Source organism: Parasphingorhabdus sp. (assembly GCF_965233695.1).
Taxonomy (GTDB): domain Bacteria; phylum Pseudomonadota; class Alphaproteobacteria; order Sphingomonadales; family Sphingomonadaceae; genus Parasphingorhabdus.
The window spans coordinates 2,459,392-2,474,512 of record NZ_OZ247497.1 but is presented as its reverse complement, the minus strand read 5'-3'; the positions used below and the strand labels follow the sequence as shown (position 1 = coordinate 2,474,512).

Sequence of the window (15,121 nt, the reverse complement as noted above, 5' to 3'; positions counted from 1 at the left end):
ATGCCTCGGCGTCGGTGGTGGATTGAAGCTGTGGCTCTACACCAGAAAGCTTGCAATTCAATAAACATCTACATTTGGGTAAAGCCGGATTGTTGGCGAGATAATATCAAGGCGGGTTGGTTTTCGATTGTCCAGATCAAGTCTGTTCCGATATAGGCGTCCTATGACTGACACCAAATTCCACCCCCGCCGTTCTTGTCTTTACATGCCCGCATCCAATGCGCGGGCGTTGGAGAAAGCTAAAACGCTGGCCGCTGACACGATCATACTTGATCTCGAAGACGCCGTTGCACCCGATGCGAAGATCGGCGCGCGCGATGCGGCCTGCGTAGCGCTGGCTGAAGGCGGTTATGGGCAGCGGGAAATGGTTGTGCGCGTAAACGCCATGGATACGTCCTGGTTCACTGATGACATAAAGAGCATCTGCGCCAGCAAAGCGGACGGGATTCTGGTTCCCAAAATTCAAAACGCCGCCGACATTGTTAAAATATCCGAGATTATCGACCGCGAGGGCGCGCATGGCGACTTGCAACTATGGGCCATGATAGAAATGCCGATTGCCGTGCTGAATATTGCCCGAATTGCAGAGACCGCTTCTGCAACCCGGCTTACCACGTTCGTCATGGGCTTTAACGATCTCGCCAAGGAAATGCGCGCAGAGCAGGATCGCACCCTGTTTACGCCAGCAATCGCGCAAACAATCATGGCCGGACGCGCCTTTGGCGTGAACATCCTGGACAGTGTCTATAATGATTTCAAGGACCCCGAAGGTTTTGAACAGGAATGCCGGCAGGCCAAGGCCTTTGGTTTTGATGGAAAAACGCTCATCCACCCAGCACAAATTGACATCGCAAATCGCGAATTTGCGCCCCATGAGGATAAAATCACAGAGGCAATGGCCATCATTGCTGCCTTTAAAGACCCGGCCAATGCGGGCAAAGGCGTCATTACCGTCAACGGCAAAATGACGGAACTCTTGCATCTCCAGCAAGCGGAAGAGACCATAGCTTTGGCGGACGCCATTGCAGCCGCTTCCCAATAAAGCGTTCAGCCTCGACAAACTGCAAAAATATGGTTTAAGTGGTCAATTGAAACCAAAGATGATGGGCGCAAGAAAGCGCTTTGCAGGAGATGAGACATGGAAGCATTGGAAGCAGCAGCAGGCGAAGTGAGCAAAGACGAAATCATGGCAGCGTTTCAGGCGCAGCGTGATGCCTTTCATGCAGAGCTGCCGGTCAGCTATGAAGCCCGGATGGATCGGATCAACCGGACAGCGCAAATGATCATCGATAACAAGGATGCGCTTTGCGAAGCCGTATCCAATGATTTCGGACATCGCAGCAGCGTGCAAACAGTCATGACCGACCTGATGTCGGTCGTCGGCCATGCCAAGGACCACAAGAAAAACCTGAAAAAATGGATGCGGCCGGAGCGGCGGAAAATGGATTTCCCGCTTGGCCTACTCGGTGCCAGTGGTCAGGTCGAATATCAGCCCAAGGGCGTCGTCGGTGTAATTGCGCCCTGGAATTTCCCGATCAATCTTGCTTTTGATCCCGCCATTGGTGCTTTTGGCGCCGGTAATCGGGTCATTATCAAATTTTCTGAATTTTGCCCTGAAACGGGTGAACTGGTCAAAAAACTGGTGGCGGAATATTTTGCGCCAGAAGAAATGGTCGTGATTACCGGCGGTCCGGAAACCGGAAAGGCTTTTTCCGAAATTCCATGGGATCACCTGATCTTCACGGGCGGTGGCGGGATTGCCAAACATGTCATGGCAGCGGCGGCACAAAACCTTACGCCCGTTACACTGGAGCTCGGCGGCAAATCGCCTACTATCATTGGCCCCGATGCCGATGTGCAAAAATCAACCCAGCGCATCGCTATGGGCAAGATGATGAATGCCGGGCAAATCTGCCTTGCCCCCGACTATCTGCTGGTTCCACAGGACAAGGAAGAGGCGGTCGTCGAAGGTATCGCGAGCAATGTGGCTGAACAATATCCAACCATGATCTCGAATGACGACTATACATCGGTCATCAACGCACGGCACAAGGAACGCTTGCAGGGCCTGATTGACGACGCAGTGGCCAAAGGCGCCAAGCAGACAGTGGTCAATCCGGGCGATGAAGATTTCTCCAACACCAACAGCAACAAGATGCCGCTTACCGTGCTGCAAAATGTCAACGAGGACATGCGCGTCATGCAGGAAGAGATTTTTGGTCCGGTGCTGCCGGTGAAAACCTATCGCAACCTCGATGAAGTGATCGACTATGTGAATGATCATGACCGTCCGCTGGGTCTTTACTATTTCGGAGAAACGGAATCGGACAAGCGCAAGGTGCTGGATCGTACCATTTCAGGAGGTGTCACCGTCAACGATGTGATTTTCCATATCGCTCAGCACGACTTGCCCTTTGGCGGCGTTGGCCCTTCCGGCATGGGCGCCTATACGGGACCGGATGGCTTCAAAGAATTCAGCCATGCCAAAGCCGTCTATCGCCAACCCAAAGTGAACATCGCCAAAATTGCCGGCTTCCTGCCGCCCTATGGAGCGGCGACGGAAAAGACCATGAAACAGCAGATGAAGCTGTAAAGTCGGGCGGATATGGCAGATTTCCCTTTAGCAGGACTGAAAGTCCTGGATTTCTCGCGCGTGGTCGCGGGTCCTTATGCCACGCGGATGCTGTCCGATCTGGGCGCCGAAGTATTGAAGGTCGAACCTCCAGAAGGTGATGTCACACGCAAACTCGCCAAGCGGGATAGCGGTGTCAGTGGAAACTATCTGCAGCTCAATATCGGCAAGCAGAATATCTGCCTCGACCTCAAAGCCGACGGTGCGGCGGAACTGGTCAGAAAACTGGCCGCAGAGGCTGATATCGTGGTTGAAAATTTCCGTCCGGGTATCATGGACAAATTTGGCATCGGCTGGAACGATCTCTCCAAGGTCAATCCGCGGCTCGTGATGCTGTCCATCTCCGGCTATGGCCAGAACGGGCCGGAACGGGAAAAAGCCGCCTATGCGCCGGTTCTTCATGCAGAGACTGGTCTGATCGCCCGGCAAGCCGAGATGAGCCGCGGTCATCCGACCGATATCCAGTTTGCCATGGCAGACAGCTATAGCTCTTTGCATGGTATCATCGCGATCCTGTCTGCATTGCGCACGCTCGACCAAACCGGCGAAGGACAGCATATTGATCTCGCGATGCTCAATGTCCTGCATTCGGCCGATGATTATGCCCATTTTGCGTTGGACGATATCTGGCCGAAACCGCCGGAAACGTTAGTCTGGGAAGCACCTGAGGATCGTCAGATCCTGATTGTGGGTGATATGAAATGGTTGTGGATCATGTTCTCAACCAAAGACGGCCTTGAAGATCCGACACCAGAGGGAGCAGATATCCCTACCAAGGTAAGGCTGCGGCGCGAAGCAATGGAGCAGCATATCCGGGCGCACGATAGTTTCGGCGCTCTGACTGCTACGCTCGACCGGCTCAATCTGGCCTGGGGTGAAGTGCATCCCTTTGGCCCCGAGGTCTATGACCAGCCCAGCATCGAGCATCTCGGCACTATTGTCGATGTCACCGATGACGACGGCAATGCCCGCCGTACGGTCCAGTCACCCTATCGCTTTTCCAAATCCAAAAGCGGCATCGACAGCAGCGCCAAAACGGCGAAACGCGGCGAACATAATGTCACCGCGCTTCAAAATTGGCTGGGACTAACGGATGAGGAAATTTCCCATCTGTCAGAGACTAAGGCTTTGCGTAGCGACTAAGCGTCAGCCTTGCGTGCCTGACGACGCTTGAATGATTTCGCGCCGTTGTTCCAATGTTTTGGACCATCGCTTTTTGGTTTTGAACCCGGGCCACCGCGGCCGCTGCCGCCGCCGCCGGCTGGACGACCTTTGCGCGCGCTATGCTTGTTCTTGGACGGGCCGCCGCGTGTTGGCTTGGCGCCGTATTTCTTGGGCTTTTGGCCGTAGATACGTGGTGCCACTTCTTCGCGTGCGGGTTCATCATAACCGTCCGGCAGCGCGATTACTTCGGGTTTCACGCCGGTAAGCTTGACCACGTCACGCAGGAACTGGCGCTCATCTGGAGCGACCAGCGAGTAGGAAATGCCTGAGGCCCCTGCCCGTGCGGTCCGGCCGATACGGTGAACATATTGCTCGGACACATTGGGCATGTCGAAGTTGATGACATGGGTGATGCCGTCGACATCAATTCCGCGCGCGGCAATGTCGGTAGCAACAAGAATGTTGATCTTACCCTTTTTAAAGTCGCCCAAAGCGCGTTCACGCTGTGGCTGGCTTTTATTGCCGTGAATGGCTGCGGAGTGGATACCAACTGCCATCAGATTTTTCACAACTTTATCCGCACCATGTTTGGTCTGGGTAAAGACGAGCATGTGATCAGGATTTTCCTTGTTGATAAAGTCTTTCAACAGACGCTGTTTATCGTCCTGATTAATATAGGTAACCTTCTGGTCAACGCGCTCGGCTGTGGTCGATTGCGGCGCAACCGAAACCTGAACCGGGTTGGTCAGAAACTGGTCCGCCAGTTGAGAAATAGTCTTAGGCATGGTCGCCGAAAAGAACAGGCTCTGGCGCTGGCGTGGCAGCATCGGAACGATCTTCTTAAGCGGCACGATGAAACCCAGGTCCAGCATTTGGTCGGCTTCGTCGAGCACAAGAATTTCGACTTTGTCGAGCGTCAGAAAACGCCGGTCGATCAGATCAAGCAAGCGTCCCGGTGTCGCAACGAGGACATCGACGCCCCGTTCCAATACGCGTTTCTGTTTGTTGATCGGGACGCCGCCAAAAGCGGAGGTCACAAACATGCCAAGGCCTTTGGAATAACCGGTCATGCTGTCGGCAATCTGCCGCGCGAGTTCGCGCGTCGGTGCCAGCACCAGCATCCGGCATTCAAAACGGCCGGCGCGTTTCTTGTTATTCAGCAGGTGGTGGATAGAGGGCAAAGAGAAAGCAGCGGTCTTGCCGGTGCCGGTTTGGGCGATGCCCAATATGTCTTTGCCTTCCAAAGCTGGCGGGATTGCCTGCTGCTGGATTGGGGATGGTGTGGTGTAACCGCCATCGGCCACACGTTTTTGAATTGGTTCCGCAAGAGCGAAATCAGAAAATTTAGTCAAGAATAATACCTTAAAATAAGCAGCCAGTGGGCGCAGCACGAGAAAACTCATGCGCGCGTTCGCCGTCGGTTAAGACGACCCGCGTGATCAGGCTGCCGGAAAATGAGAAGCAATGAAGGCGATAGGTTCGAGATACATTGTGCATCTCTCACGCAGAACTTTCGCCAGACAGTATCTGCCTTTGCTATGATGCTAAATAGGATCAAAAGCTATGAAGTCAAGTTTTTTGTGCGCCGCAGCATAACTGCACCTTGCCTAAACAGGCTATGAAGGCTCCTGCAAATAGCGCTTTCCTACATTGATGGCATGCGTATAGATTGTCTGTGACGCTGTTCGTTCCTCCAGGAGCCTGATTTTGACTTTTCCGGCCAGACATGTCGCGAATTTTCGGTCGATTCTGTGTCGAAGCTGTATAAACTGTCAGGAATTTTGGCTCTAATATGAACGAATCAATTTGTGCCAAAGAATAAGGGTTAGGGGTTGCAGGATATGATGAAACGGTTTTTGGCTTTTACCGCGGCGGCGGCTTTGTCCTTTACCCCGGCAGCGGCTGAGCAGACAGCCACAGAAAGCGATGTTCAGGAACCCGTCCTTGAAATTGGCGGTGGTGGGCGTCCGGTTGGTGAAGCCTGGGCGCGCAGTCCCGTATACGCAGCAAACGGGATGGCTGCGACCGCTCATCCACTGGCCAGCCAGATCGCGATTGATATCCTCAAGAAAGGTGGCACCGCGGTTGATGCCGCGATTGCCGCCAATGCGGCGCTTGGGCTGATGGAACCGACCGGAAACGGCATCGGCGGCGATCTGTTCGCAATTATTTGGGACCCCAAGACCCAAAAGCTTTATGGTCTGAACGCGTCTGGCAAAAGTCCGATGGGTACGTCCTATGAAGAGTTTATCAAACAGTTGGATGGCCGCGAAACCATCCCGCCCTTCGGTCCGCTACCGGTCACTGTGCCCGGAACGGTGGACGGATGGTTTGAGATGCACGAGCGGTTTGGCAAGCTGAGCATGGCCGACATCCTCGCGCCCACAATTGATTATGCCAATGACGGCCATCCGATTGCGCCAGTGATCGGCTATTATTTCGGCCGCAATCTCAAGCGTTTTGAAGAAAATCTTGATATGATCGGCGAGTTTGACAATGCCCGCGCGACCTATTTTGCGGATGGCCCGCCTGAGGAAGGCAAGATTTTCAAGAATCCCGATCTGGCCAGCACCTTGACCAAGATTGGCCAAGGCGGGCGTGATGTGTTTTACAAGGGCGAGATCGCCCGGACGATGGACGCCTATTTCAAGCGCATTGGCGGCAATTTGCGCTATGAAGATTTTGCAGCACATAGCAGCAAATGGGTAGAGCCCGGCTGTGTGACCTATCGCAAGGGCTATGAATTGTGTGAACTTCCACCGAACAGCCAGGGCTTTGCAGCGCTGCAAATGGCCAATATTCTTAAGAATGTTGATCTCGCCCAATATCCGCGCGGTAGTGCAGAGGTGCTGCATTATATCACCGAAGCCAAACGGCTGGCTTTTGAGGATGTCGCGCGCTTCTATGCCGATCCCGACATGTCCCCTGCTCCGCTCGACTGGCTGCTATCGGATGAATATGGCAAAGAGCGGTTCGCGCTGATTGATCCGGCGAAGGCATCACCGGAATTTGGTCCCGGCGAGCCTAAGCTGGAGGGTGAAGGCGACACGACCTATCTGACGGTTGCTGACAAGGACGGCATGATGGTCTCGCTGATCCAGTCCAACTATCGCGGGATGGGTAGCGGTCTGGTTGCCGATGGACTGGGCTTCATGTTCCAGGATCGCGGCGAACTCTACTCGCTCGACCCGAACCATCCCAATGTCTATGCACCGGGCAAACGTCCGTTCCAGACGATTATCCCGGCTTTCATGAAAAAAGACGGCCAGCCCTATATGTCCTTTGGCCTGATGGGCGGCGGCATGCAGCCGCAGGGCCATGTTCAGGTGATGATCAACATGGTCGACTATGGCATGAACCTGCAGGAAGCAGGCGATGCGGCGCGGCTCAACCATGATGGCGGGCGGCAACCGACCCAGGATCTGGCCGGTACCGGCGCTGACCTGCTCGGCACGCTGAACGTGGAACCGGGCATCTCGGACGCGACGGTCGAACGGCTCAAGGCAATGGGCCACAAAGTCAAGCGTGTGGATAATGGTGTGATGTTCGGTGGCTATCAGGCAATCGTCCGCGATCCGGAAACCGGCGTCTATCATGGCGCCACCGAGATGCGCAAAGACGGACAGGCGCTGGGTTATTAAGGTCTAACCGGCGTTGATCACCGCGTATAGGCTGGCAGCGACGATGATCACGCTGGCAATGAGGGCGACGGGGCGTACAGTTACGGTCGATACCGCATCGACATCGCCGCGGCGGCCGGTGACCATCGGGCGAACCAAGTCGTCTTTCAGGACAAACCGGTAGATGGCGACGGCGATAATATGCAGCGCAATCAGCGCCACCAATATGTTGAAGTTGAGCTCATGGAAATCGGCTATCTCCCGGCCAGTTTTGAAACTGACAAGAATGGCCAGGGGCCCAGATTCAAGCCCGTCGACATCCACGGAAAACAGACCGGTTCCCACCTGAATGGACAAAGCCGCCAACAGGGCAAAAACGGCTAACGAACCAATCGGGCTATGACCGAAAGACGGACCATTCCGGCGCGCAATCAGGCCGCGAATATAGGTAGGGAGAGCCCCCAACCGCCGGATCATCGGCACGAAGCGCGCCGTCCAGCTGCCGACAATGCCCCAGACCAGCCGGAACAGAACCAGAGCAAACATGGTCAGGCCCAGCCGCCGATGCCAGTCCATCATCCCTTCTTCACCCGTCCACCACATCAGCGGGATGAGCAGGACGATCAGCCAGTGAAACAGGCGGATCGTCCAGTCCCAGACCAGTGTCTGCGCGGAATCTGAGGTCATCGCAGGTTAGTCGTCCAGGCGATAATCATCATGACAGGCTTTGCAGGTGCCGCCCGTCGTTTTGAACGCCTCACCAATGGCGGCCATGTCACCGCCTTGTGCGACGGTATTCAGGTTCGCCGCCGCTTCCTGCATGTTGCCGACCTTCTCTTGAAAATCTGCCATATTTTCCCAGATGGCGGGCAGCGCATCAGTATCAATACCGGATTCAGGGCCACTGCCTTCCGGCCACCAATCGGCCATGCCTTGGGTCGCTTCCGGGACCGCAGCTGCTGCTTCCTGGATAATCGCGATGTCCGGGGTGCTGGCTTTCAACTGGTCGCTGATCGCTTTGAACGCGTCGCCAACCTTTTCAAGCTGACCCTGGCGCGCTTCAATCTGCTCCTTGATCGTCATCCCGTTGGGCAATTGCGCGCTGGCCGCTTCACTGGAAGCTTCCGGAGCCGCCTCTGATCCACCACTATCTCCGCATGCGCTGAGCATCATCACGGCGGCAACGGCCGGAACTGCAAGCTTTACCCTAAGAGTTTTCATCAAGGTCTCCATCTCTGTTTTGATCCCCAAGGGATGTTGGGGTGTTTGGTAAATATAGGAAAATCCTTGATTCGGCCAGTCCGGACAAAATCAAAGTCAGTATGAGCGCGGCAATTTCAGGACATGCTCTGCCAGATAGGACAATATCAGGTTCGTGGAAATCGGCGCGATTTGATAGAGCCGCGTCTCCCGCCATTTGCGTTCGATGTCATAATCCTCGGCAAAAGCGAAGCCGCCGTGTGTTTGCATGCAGGACTCCCCAGCTGCCCAAGACGCCTCCGACGCGAGCATCTTCGCCATATTGGCTTCCGCTGCCATCGCTTCACCGGCATCAAACATGGCCGCCGCCTTGCGAACCATCAGGTCCGCTGCTTCGGTTTGGGCGTAGCTGCGGGCGATTGGAAACTGCACACCTTGATTTTGACCGATGGGCCGGTCAAATACCTCACGCTCGCTGGCATAATCCGACGCCTTCTTAGTGAACCAGCGCGCATCGCCGATACATTCGGCTGCGATTAATACTCGCTCGGCATTCATGCCGTTGAGAATATAGCGCAACCCCTTGCCCTCTTCACCAATCAGATTTTCCGCTGGCACACGCAGGTCGTCAAAATAAACTTCCGTCGTGCTGTGATTGATCATCGTGCGGATCGGCTTGATCGTCAGGCCATTCCCAACCGCCTCACGCATATCGACGATGAAGACAGACAATCCGTCTGTGCGCTTTTTCACTTGGTCCTGCGGCGTCGTGCGGGCCAGCAAAACCATAAGGTCGCTATATTCCGCGCGGCTGGTCCAGACCTTTTGACCGTTGATGACATAATCATCGCCATCACGAGCAGCAGTGGTTTTCAAACCCAGTGTGTTGGTTCCGCTGCCTGGCTCCGTGACCCCAAAGGCTTGCAGACGCAGCTCCCCCGTCGCGATTTTGGGAAGATATTGCTGCTTCTGCGCCTCGCTGCCATCCCGCAGGATCGTCCCCATGATATACATTTGCGCGTGACAGGCGCTCGCATTGCAACCGCTGCTGTGGATTTCCTCAAGGATCGCGGCTGCAGCCGATAGACCCAATCCGCTCCCGCCATATTCTTCCGGTATCAGCGCCGCCAGAAATCCGGCTTTCGTCAACGCATCAACAAACTCGCCAGGATAGGCGCGTTCGCGGTCTTTCTCCCGCCAATAGCTGCCGGGAAAATCGCCGCACAGAGCACGGACTGCTTCGCGCATCTGCGCTATTTCGGGCGTATCACTCCACATCAGAGCCGCTCCGCATGCCAGCGCAAATGATCGTCCATGAAAGTCGAGATGGTGAAATAGCTATGGTCATATCCTTCGCGCATGTTGAGCGTCAGAGGGATAGCGGCGCGTTCGCATGCTTCCACTAACAAATTTGGTTTGAGCTGTTCGTCGAGAAACTGATCTGCCGTCCCCTGATCCACAAGAATATCGGTAACCCGCGCACCGTCTTCGATTAAGGCGCAAGCATCATAATCGCGCCAAGTCGATTGATCTGTACCAAGATAACCGCCCAGAGCCTTGTGTCCCCAAGAACAATTGAGCGGGGAGACAATCGGCGCAAAAGCCGAAACACTTTTGAACCGATCGGGATTGCGTAGCCCAATGGTCAGCGCGCCGTGGCCGCCCATGCTGTGACCGAAAATGCTTTGCCGTTCTGTGTCAGCAGGGAATTGCTGCGCGACAAGCGCAAGAAGCTCAAGTTCGATATAGCTGCGCATGCGGAAGTTGGTAGCCCAAGGTTCTTCCGTCGCATCAACATAAAAGCCGGCTCCCTGACCCATATCATAGCCGTCATCATCGGGAACGCCTTCACCGCGCGGCGATGTGTCTGGACAGACGATGATCAATCCCAGCTCACTGGCCAGCCGGCGATATTCGCCCTTGTCCATCACGTTGGCGTGCGTGCAGGTCAGGCCGGACAGAAACCAGAGCACCGGCAGTTTCTCCCCAACCGGATGATCGGGCACAAAAACAGCGAACATCATATCGGTTTTGGTTTCGGCGGAGGCGTGGGAATAAACCCCTTGCACTCCGCCAAAAGCCCGATTTTCAGAAACTATATTCAGTGCACTCATCCGGGGCGATACATGGCACACAGTTTATGGCCGTCGGGGTCGCGAACATAGGACAAGTGCATTTGACCCATGGTCGAGTCTCTTGGGCCCGGGGGATCTTCAATCGACTGCGCACCATTGTCGACGGCGACATCGTGAAACTCTTTCACTTGCTCTGGCGAGGCGCACGCGAAACCAATGGTTGCACCATTGGCGACAGTTGCTGGCTCACCGTCAATCGGCTGACTGACGCTAAATATATTGCCGTTGTGAATATAGAATAGCCGGGTGATGCCGTCTTCTTTGACATCCACCATCGGTTCACCTGCACCCAGCGTGGCAAGCACGGCGTTATAAAATGACTTTGATCTCTCGATGTCGTTCGAACCGACCATGACGTGACTGAACATAACTCTCTCCTATATTGAACATTAAAAAACGACGACGCTGCGGATGCTTTCGCCCGCATGCATCAAATCAAAACCCTTGTTGATTTCTTCGAGGGTCAGCGTGTGCGTGATCATTGGATCAATTTCGATCTTGCCGTTCACATACCAGTCGACAATTTTCGGGACATCGGTCCGGCCTCTTGCACCGCCAAAGGCTGTGCCTTTCCAAACCCGCCCCGTGACCAGCTGAAAAGGCCGGGTCGCAATTTCCTTGCCGGCTTCTGCGACGCCGATGATAATGCTCTCGCCCCATCCGCGGTGGCAGGATTCCAGAGCTTGACGCATCACGTCGGTATTGCCGGTGCAATCGAACGTATAGTCTGCGCCGCCATCGGTCAGTGCGACCAGATGCTCGACAATATCACCGTCAATTTTTGCTGGATTGACGAATTGGGTCATGCCAAATTTGCGGCCCCATGCTTCCTTGTCGTCGTTCAGATCGACACCAATAATCTTATCCGCACCCACCATACGGGCGCCCTGAATGACGTTGAGACCAATACCACCGAGACCGAAAACAATGACATTGGCACCGGGTTCCACCTTAGCGGTGTTGGTCACCGCACCAACACCGGTGGTCACGCCGCAACCAATATAACAACTCTTGTCAAACGGCGCATCGGTGCGGATTTTCGCCACCGCAATTTCCGGCAGCACAATGAAGTTGGAGAAGGTCGAGCATCCCATATAATGATAAATTGCTTCGCCCTTATAGGACATGCGGCTGGTGCCATCAGGCATCAGCCCCTGCCCTTGCGTCGCCCGGATCGCGGTGCACAAGTTGGTTTTGCCGCTGAGACAGGATTTACACTGCCGACATTCGGGTGTGTATAGAGGGATCACATGATCATCGGGTGCAACAGACGTAACGCCCGCGCCTACTTCGCGGACAATTCCGGCCCCCTCATGACCCAAAACGCTGGGAAATTTGCCTTCGCTGTCAAGACCATCCAGCGTGTAGGCATCGGTATGACAGATACCGGTCGCCATAATCTCCACCAATACTTCGCCCGCTTTCGGACCTTCCAGATCCAGTTCGACAATTTCCAAGGGCTTCTTGGCTTCAAAGGCAACAGCAGCGCGGGTTTTCATGAGGCAGTATTTCCTGACAGGTGGATCCGTTGATCACCTTATCCTATCGCTGCGCGCAATCAACCGGATTTCAGCTTTCATTCCCATTTTTGGAAACGTCCGACGGGTCAGGGCAGACGATAAAAATCATCCAATCGATCCAATGCTATTTTCAATACCAATTTCCCCGATCGTGCCGGCCAGCCGAGCCCCTTCTCTGCAGCGGGTACAGCTTCGCCTGCGCAGATAATCCGCCATGCAATGTCAGACAAATCACTACCGAGATAGGCAATAGCATTATCAAAGCGCTGCTTGGCAGCCACCTGTGCCTCGGTCGGATTGAGCCCGTCGGGAGCGCCGCGCCGACCGCCGCTCGGTGGCGTGATATTCCAATGCATGGTCACGCTGGGTGACAGATTGGCGCGCTCCCAATCGGTACGCAATTTTTCTCCGCTATCGAGCTGGCGATCCGTCAAATGCCCTCGTGCATGGAGCCAACCCAAAGGCGACTCCGAAAGATTGACTTTAACGCTGCGGGCCAGACGCTTCTTTCGCCGCGCCTTGCTCCGATCCCTGCCATCCTGGGGCAGTGGCCGCTCAGCCAATATGCGGGGGTCTCTAAATTTATCCTCTCCAGTTGACGACATAAGTGCTCCGTTTCAATTAGTCCGAATCACTCTTGCCATTTTGGCAAAGATGTAGGAAAGAAAAAACCATATAGGTTGGAGAATAATCATGATCAGTCGTATAAGGGATGTCCGAAAAGCCAAGGGAATGACGTTGGATGACGTCGCAAAGCGATGTGAACCGCCAACCACGGCCCAGACGATTGGAAGACTTGAAACAGGGATGCGCACGCTTTCGCTGGATTGGCTGAACCGGATAGCCGATGCGCTGGGCGTGGATAGCGCGGCGTTGCTCGCCTTGCCCGATCAGGATGAATTGCCGGTCGCTGCAATTCTTGATCATAAAGGCGCGCATGCACTCAAAAAAGTGGAAACTATCTCCCAACCGACGATAGAGACCGATATGGTCGCATTGCGCGTCAAAAGCAGCTTGGGAGATTATCGCGCCGGAGATGACGTTTGGCTGTCTCGCCGGACACCCGATCAGTTTAGCGCCGCGTTGAACCGTGACATTCTGGTGCCGCGTCCTGCCGGGCGGTTTCTGTTCGGCCGTCTGATCGGGCGGGAAAGTGACATGATACAAGTTCTACCGCTGGGCAGCGGAGCCCGACAGCAGGTGGTCAAGGACCCTGAATGGATTGGTGTGGCGGTGCGATTGGTAAGGGCACTTTAAGCGCTTTGCGCTAAGCCATTCCCATGACCCGCCCACTCAACATATTGACGCTATCGACGCTCTTCCCCAATTCTGCAGCACCCAATTTCGGTATTTTTGTTGAGCGGCAAACCGCCGCGCTCGCCGACAGAGTGGAAGCCAATGTGACGGTTATCAATCCCATCGGGATGCCGCCGCAGCCGCTCAGAGGACTGGCGCCCTATCGCGCGCTTACCGGGCTGCCCCTTCATCAACATTGGGGCAAGCTCAGCGTCCATCGTCCCCGCTTTCCCATCGTTCCGAAATTCGGTGGAGCGAAAAACCCCGAACGGATTGCGTCTGCCATCCTGCCACTGGTTCGGCGATTGCATGAAGAGAATCCGTTTGACCTAATTGATGCGGAATTTTTCTATCCTGATGGTCCCGCGGCGATGCGCTTGTCAGAAGCGCTGGATATTCCCTTCACGATCAAGGCGCGCGGCGCGGACATTCATCATTGGGGCAGCGATCCCAAATGCCTGCCACACATATTGTCTGCGGCTGACAAAGCATCCGGTCTGTTGGCGGTATCCAAGGCTTTGAAGCAGGATATGATAGAGCTCGGTATGGATGGCGACAAGATCACGGTGCATTATACCGGTCTTGATCAAAGCAAATTTCAGCCCGTCGATCGCGCTGTTGTCAAGAGAGAGTTAGGCGTCGAGGGGCCGCTATTCATCAGCGTTGGCGCGCTTATCAAGCGCAAGAACCAAGCGTTGGTGATTGAAGCCGTGGCATCTCTTACCGACGCCACCCTGATGCTTGCCGGCACGGGTCAGGAAGAAAAGGCTTACCGGACGTTGGCGGACAAATTGGGCATCAAGGATCGCGTCCGTTTCCTTGGTAATGTCCCGCATGACCAGCTACCAAAGCTGGTCGCCGCAGCTGATATTTCGATATTGCCTTCGCGGTCAGAAGGTCTGGCCAATGCCTGGGTGGAGGCGCTCTCCTGTGGCACGCCTATCATCGTCAGCGAGGCCGGCGGGGCCCGGGAGCTGGTTCGCTCCGATATTGCCGGGCGGATTGTAGAGCAGGACAGTATCGCGATTGCTGACGCTGCCAAAGCCATATTGGCGAACCCGCCAGAGCAAGAGGATGTGCGCGCAACTGTCAGCCATTTTAGTTGGAAAAATAATGGCGATGCGTTGATCAAGCTCTTCGCGGACATCACGCAGCGCTGATTAGCGCAGCGGCATAAACGCGCCGATTATCCAGCGCTCCTCTGCCCTCAAGATGCCCCAGGCCCGTGCCGCCGCGCGGCTATCCATGACCTCGATACCCAGTTTTAAGGCATCTGCCGCCCGGCGAAAGGCTACCGGTGGCTGCTCCATTTTCGGGCCACTGCCAAACAGCAGAAATTCTGGGGCTGGAGACAGATTCAGGGTAGCCATAATGTCCGCCAAATCCAGATTTTCGCGCGCGGGCGTGTCCCAGGGCAAGGCTTGTTCCGGCGACAGCAACAGGCCGTCGTCAAACCGCTGATCACCGACCTTATAGCCTTTGGGCGTAAAGCCGGTGACAACCGGACCTACAAATTCGACATCGCGTCTGAGTTCAACCATCCGTTTTCAACAA

General features: G+C 55.0%; 15 protein-coding genes. 6 read left to right on the top strand and 9 right to left on the bottom strand.

The window, feature by feature from the left end; all coding sequences use genetic code 11:
* Positions 1-163 precede the first annotated feature (163 nt).
* The 3 genes from ACO6S1_RS11810 to ACO6S1_RS11800 all read left to right on the top strand — a co-directional run bounded on the left by ACO6S1_RS11810 (position 164) and on the right by ACO6S1_RS11800 (position 3,775).
* Positions 164-1,042: an HpcH/HpaI aldolase/citrate lyase family protein gene (locus tag ACO6S1_RS11810; protein ID WP_422342895.1), complete on the top strand. Its 879-nt coding sequence runs from the start codon at positions 164-166 to the stop codon at positions 1,040-1,042.
* A gap of 96 nt (positions 1,043-1,138) precedes the next feature.
* Complete coding sequence (locus ACO6S1_RS11805; protein ID WP_422342894.1) at positions 1,139-2,593, top strand: coniferyl aldehyde dehydrogenase; 1,455 nt, start codon at positions 1,139-1,141, stop codon at positions 2,591-2,593.
* 12 nt (positions 2,594-2,605) lie between these two features.
* Positions 2,606-3,775, top strand: a complete 1,170-nt coding sequence (locus ACO6S1_RS11800; RefSeq protein WP_422342893.1) for a CaiB/BaiF CoA transferase family protein — start codon at positions 2,606-2,608, stop codon at positions 3,773-3,775.
* On the opposite strand, the gene ACO6S1_RS11795 is transcribed toward ACO6S1_RS11800, so the two are convergent.
* A complete protein-coding gene (locus ACO6S1_RS11795) occupies positions 3,772-5,148 on the bottom strand; it encodes a DEAD/DEAH box helicase (protein ID WP_422342892.1) in 1,377 nt (458 codons plus the stop codon). The two genes, ACO6S1_RS11800 and ACO6S1_RS11795, sit on opposite strands and share 4 nt — an antisense overlap.
* Before the next feature lie 492 nt (positions 5,149-5,640).
* Here ACO6S1_RS11795 and ggt point away from each other — a divergent pair, with 492 nt between their 5' ends.
* Entirely contained in the window at positions 5,641-7,437 is a 1,797-nt protein-coding gene (ggt, locus tag ACO6S1_RS11790; protein ID WP_422346184.1) for a gamma-glutamyltransferase, read from the top strand.
* Positions 7,438-7,440: 3 nt separating this feature from the next.
* On the opposite strand, the gene ACO6S1_RS11785 is transcribed toward ggt, so the two are convergent.
* The 7 genes from ACO6S1_RS11785 to ACO6S1_RS11755 all read right to left on the bottom strand — a co-directional run bounded on the left by ACO6S1_RS11785 (position 7,441) and on the right by ACO6S1_RS11755 (position 12,876).
* Entirely contained in the window at positions 7,441-8,103 is a 663-nt protein-coding gene (locus tag ACO6S1_RS11785; RefSeq protein ID WP_422342891.1) for a cytochrome b/b6 domain-containing protein, read from the bottom strand.
* A 6-nt stretch (positions 8,104-8,109) separates the two neighbouring features.
* Entirely contained in the window at positions 8,110-8,637 is a 528-nt protein-coding gene (locus tag ACO6S1_RS11780; protein WP_422342890.1) for a c-type cytochrome, read from the bottom strand.
* Positions 8,638-8,733: 96 nt separating this feature from the next.
* Positions 8,734-9,894: an acyl-CoA dehydrogenase family protein gene (locus ACO6S1_RS11775; RefSeq protein WP_422342889.1), complete on the bottom strand. Its 1,161-nt coding sequence runs from the start codon at positions 9,892-9,894 to the stop codon at positions 8,734-8,736.
* Positions 9,894-10,730 (bottom strand): S-formylglutathione hydrolase, encoded by an 837-nt coding sequence (gene fghA / locus ACO6S1_RS11770; protein WP_422342888.1) that lies wholly within the window; start codon positions 10,728-10,730, stop codon positions 9,894-9,896. Before fghA ends, ACO6S1_RS11775 begins: the two co-directional genes overlap by 1 nt.
* Positions 10,727-11,119: a VOC family protein gene (locus ACO6S1_RS11765; protein ID WP_422342887.1), complete on the bottom strand. Its 393-nt coding sequence runs from the start codon at positions 11,117-11,119 to the stop codon at positions 10,727-10,729. The genes fghA and ACO6S1_RS11765 overlap by 4 nt, the downstream gene beginning before the upstream one ends.
* Before the next feature lie 21 nt (positions 11,120-11,140).
* A complete protein-coding gene (locus ACO6S1_RS11760) occupies positions 11,141-12,250 on the bottom strand; it encodes an S-(hydroxymethyl)glutathione dehydrogenase/class III alcohol dehydrogenase (RefSeq protein WP_422342886.1) in 1,110 nt (369 codons plus the stop codon).
* 107 nt (positions 12,251-12,357) lie between these two features.
* Positions 12,358-12,876 carry a DUF6456 domain-containing protein gene (locus ACO6S1_RS11755; protein ID WP_422342885.1) on the bottom strand — a complete coding sequence of 173 codons (519 nt, stop codon included), beginning with the start codon at positions 12,874-12,876 and terminating at the stop codon, positions 12,358-12,360.
* 88 nt (positions 12,877-12,964) lie between these two features.
* Between ACO6S1_RS11755 and ACO6S1_RS11750 the strand changes: the two genes are divergently transcribed.
* Together ACO6S1_RS11750 and ACO6S1_RS11745 are read left to right on the top strand one after the other, a co-directional pair.
* Positions 12,965-13,528 carry a helix-turn-helix domain-containing protein gene (locus tag ACO6S1_RS11750; RefSeq protein WP_422342884.1) on the top strand — a complete coding sequence of 188 codons (564 nt, stop codon included), beginning with the start codon at positions 12,965-12,967 and terminating at the stop codon, positions 13,526-13,528.
* Between the two features lie 23 nt (positions 13,529-13,551).
* A complete protein-coding gene (locus ACO6S1_RS11745) occupies positions 13,552-14,727 on the top strand; it encodes a glycosyltransferase (protein WP_422342883.1) in 1,176 nt (391 codons plus the stop codon).
* Here ACO6S1_RS11745 and ACO6S1_RS11740 read toward each other — a convergent pair whose 3' ends face one another.
* Complete coding sequence (locus ACO6S1_RS11740; protein WP_422342882.1) at positions 14,728-15,108, bottom strand: MTH938/NDUFAF3 family protein; 381 nt, start codon at positions 15,106-15,108, stop codon at positions 14,728-14,730. It lies immediately after the preceding gene.
* Between the last annotated feature and the right edge of the window lie 13 nt (positions 15,109-15,121).

Bases quoted from the DNA above. Each gene is read 5' to 3' on its own strand.
- ACO6S1_RS11810 (WP_422342895.1), top strand. From the start codon at position 164: ATGACTGACACCAAATTCCACCCCCGCCGTTCTTGTCTTTACATGCCC.
- ACO6S1_RS11805 (WP_422342894.1), top strand. From the start codon at position 1,139: ATGGAAGCATTGGAAGCAGCAGCAGGCGAAGTGAGCAAAGACGAAATC.
- ACO6S1_RS11800 (WP_422342893.1), top strand. From the start codon at position 2,606: ATGGCAGATTTCCCTTTAGCAGGACTGAAAGTCCTGGATTTCTCGCGC.
- ggt (WP_422346184.1), top strand. From the start codon at position 5,641: ATGAAACGGTTTTTGGCTTTTACCGCGGCGGCGGCTTTGTCCTTTACC.
- ACO6S1_RS11785 (WP_422342891.1), bottom strand. From the start codon at position 8,103: ATGACCTCAGATTCCGCGCAGACACTGGTCTGGGACTGGACGATCCGC.
- ACO6S1_RS11780 (WP_422342890.1), bottom strand. From the start codon at position 8,637: ATGAAAACTCTTAGGGTAAAGCTTGCAGTTCCGGCCGTTGCCGCCGTG.
- ACO6S1_RS11775 (WP_422342889.1), bottom strand. From the start codon at position 9,894: ATGTGGAGTGATACGCCCGAAATAGCGCAGATGCGCGAAGCAGTCCGT.
- fghA (WP_422342888.1), bottom strand. From the start codon at position 10,730: ATGAGTGCACTGAATATAGTTTCTGAAAATCGGGCTTTTGGCGGAGTG.
- ACO6S1_RS11765 (WP_422342887.1), bottom strand. From the start codon at position 11,119: ATGTTCAGTCACGTCATGGTCGGTTCGAACGACATCGAGAGATCAAAG.
- ACO6S1_RS11760 (WP_422342886.1), bottom strand. From the start codon at position 12,250: ATGAAAACCCGCGCTGCTGTTGCCTTTGAAGCCAAGAAGCCCTTGGAA.
- ACO6S1_RS11755 (WP_422342885.1), bottom strand. From the start codon at position 12,876: ATGTCGTCAACTGGAGAGGATAAATTTAGAGACCCCCGCATATTGGCT.
- ACO6S1_RS11750 (WP_422342884.1), top strand. From the start codon at position 12,965: ATGATCAGTCGTATAAGGGATGTCCGAAAAGCCAAGGGAATGACGTTG.
- ACO6S1_RS11745 (WP_422342883.1), top strand. From the start codon at position 13,552: ATGACCCGCCCACTCAACATATTGACGCTATCGACGCTCTTCCCCAAT.
- ACO6S1_RS11740 (WP_422342882.1), bottom strand. From the start codon at position 15,108: ATGGTTGAACTCAGACGCGATGTCGAATTTGTAGGTCCGGTTGTCACC.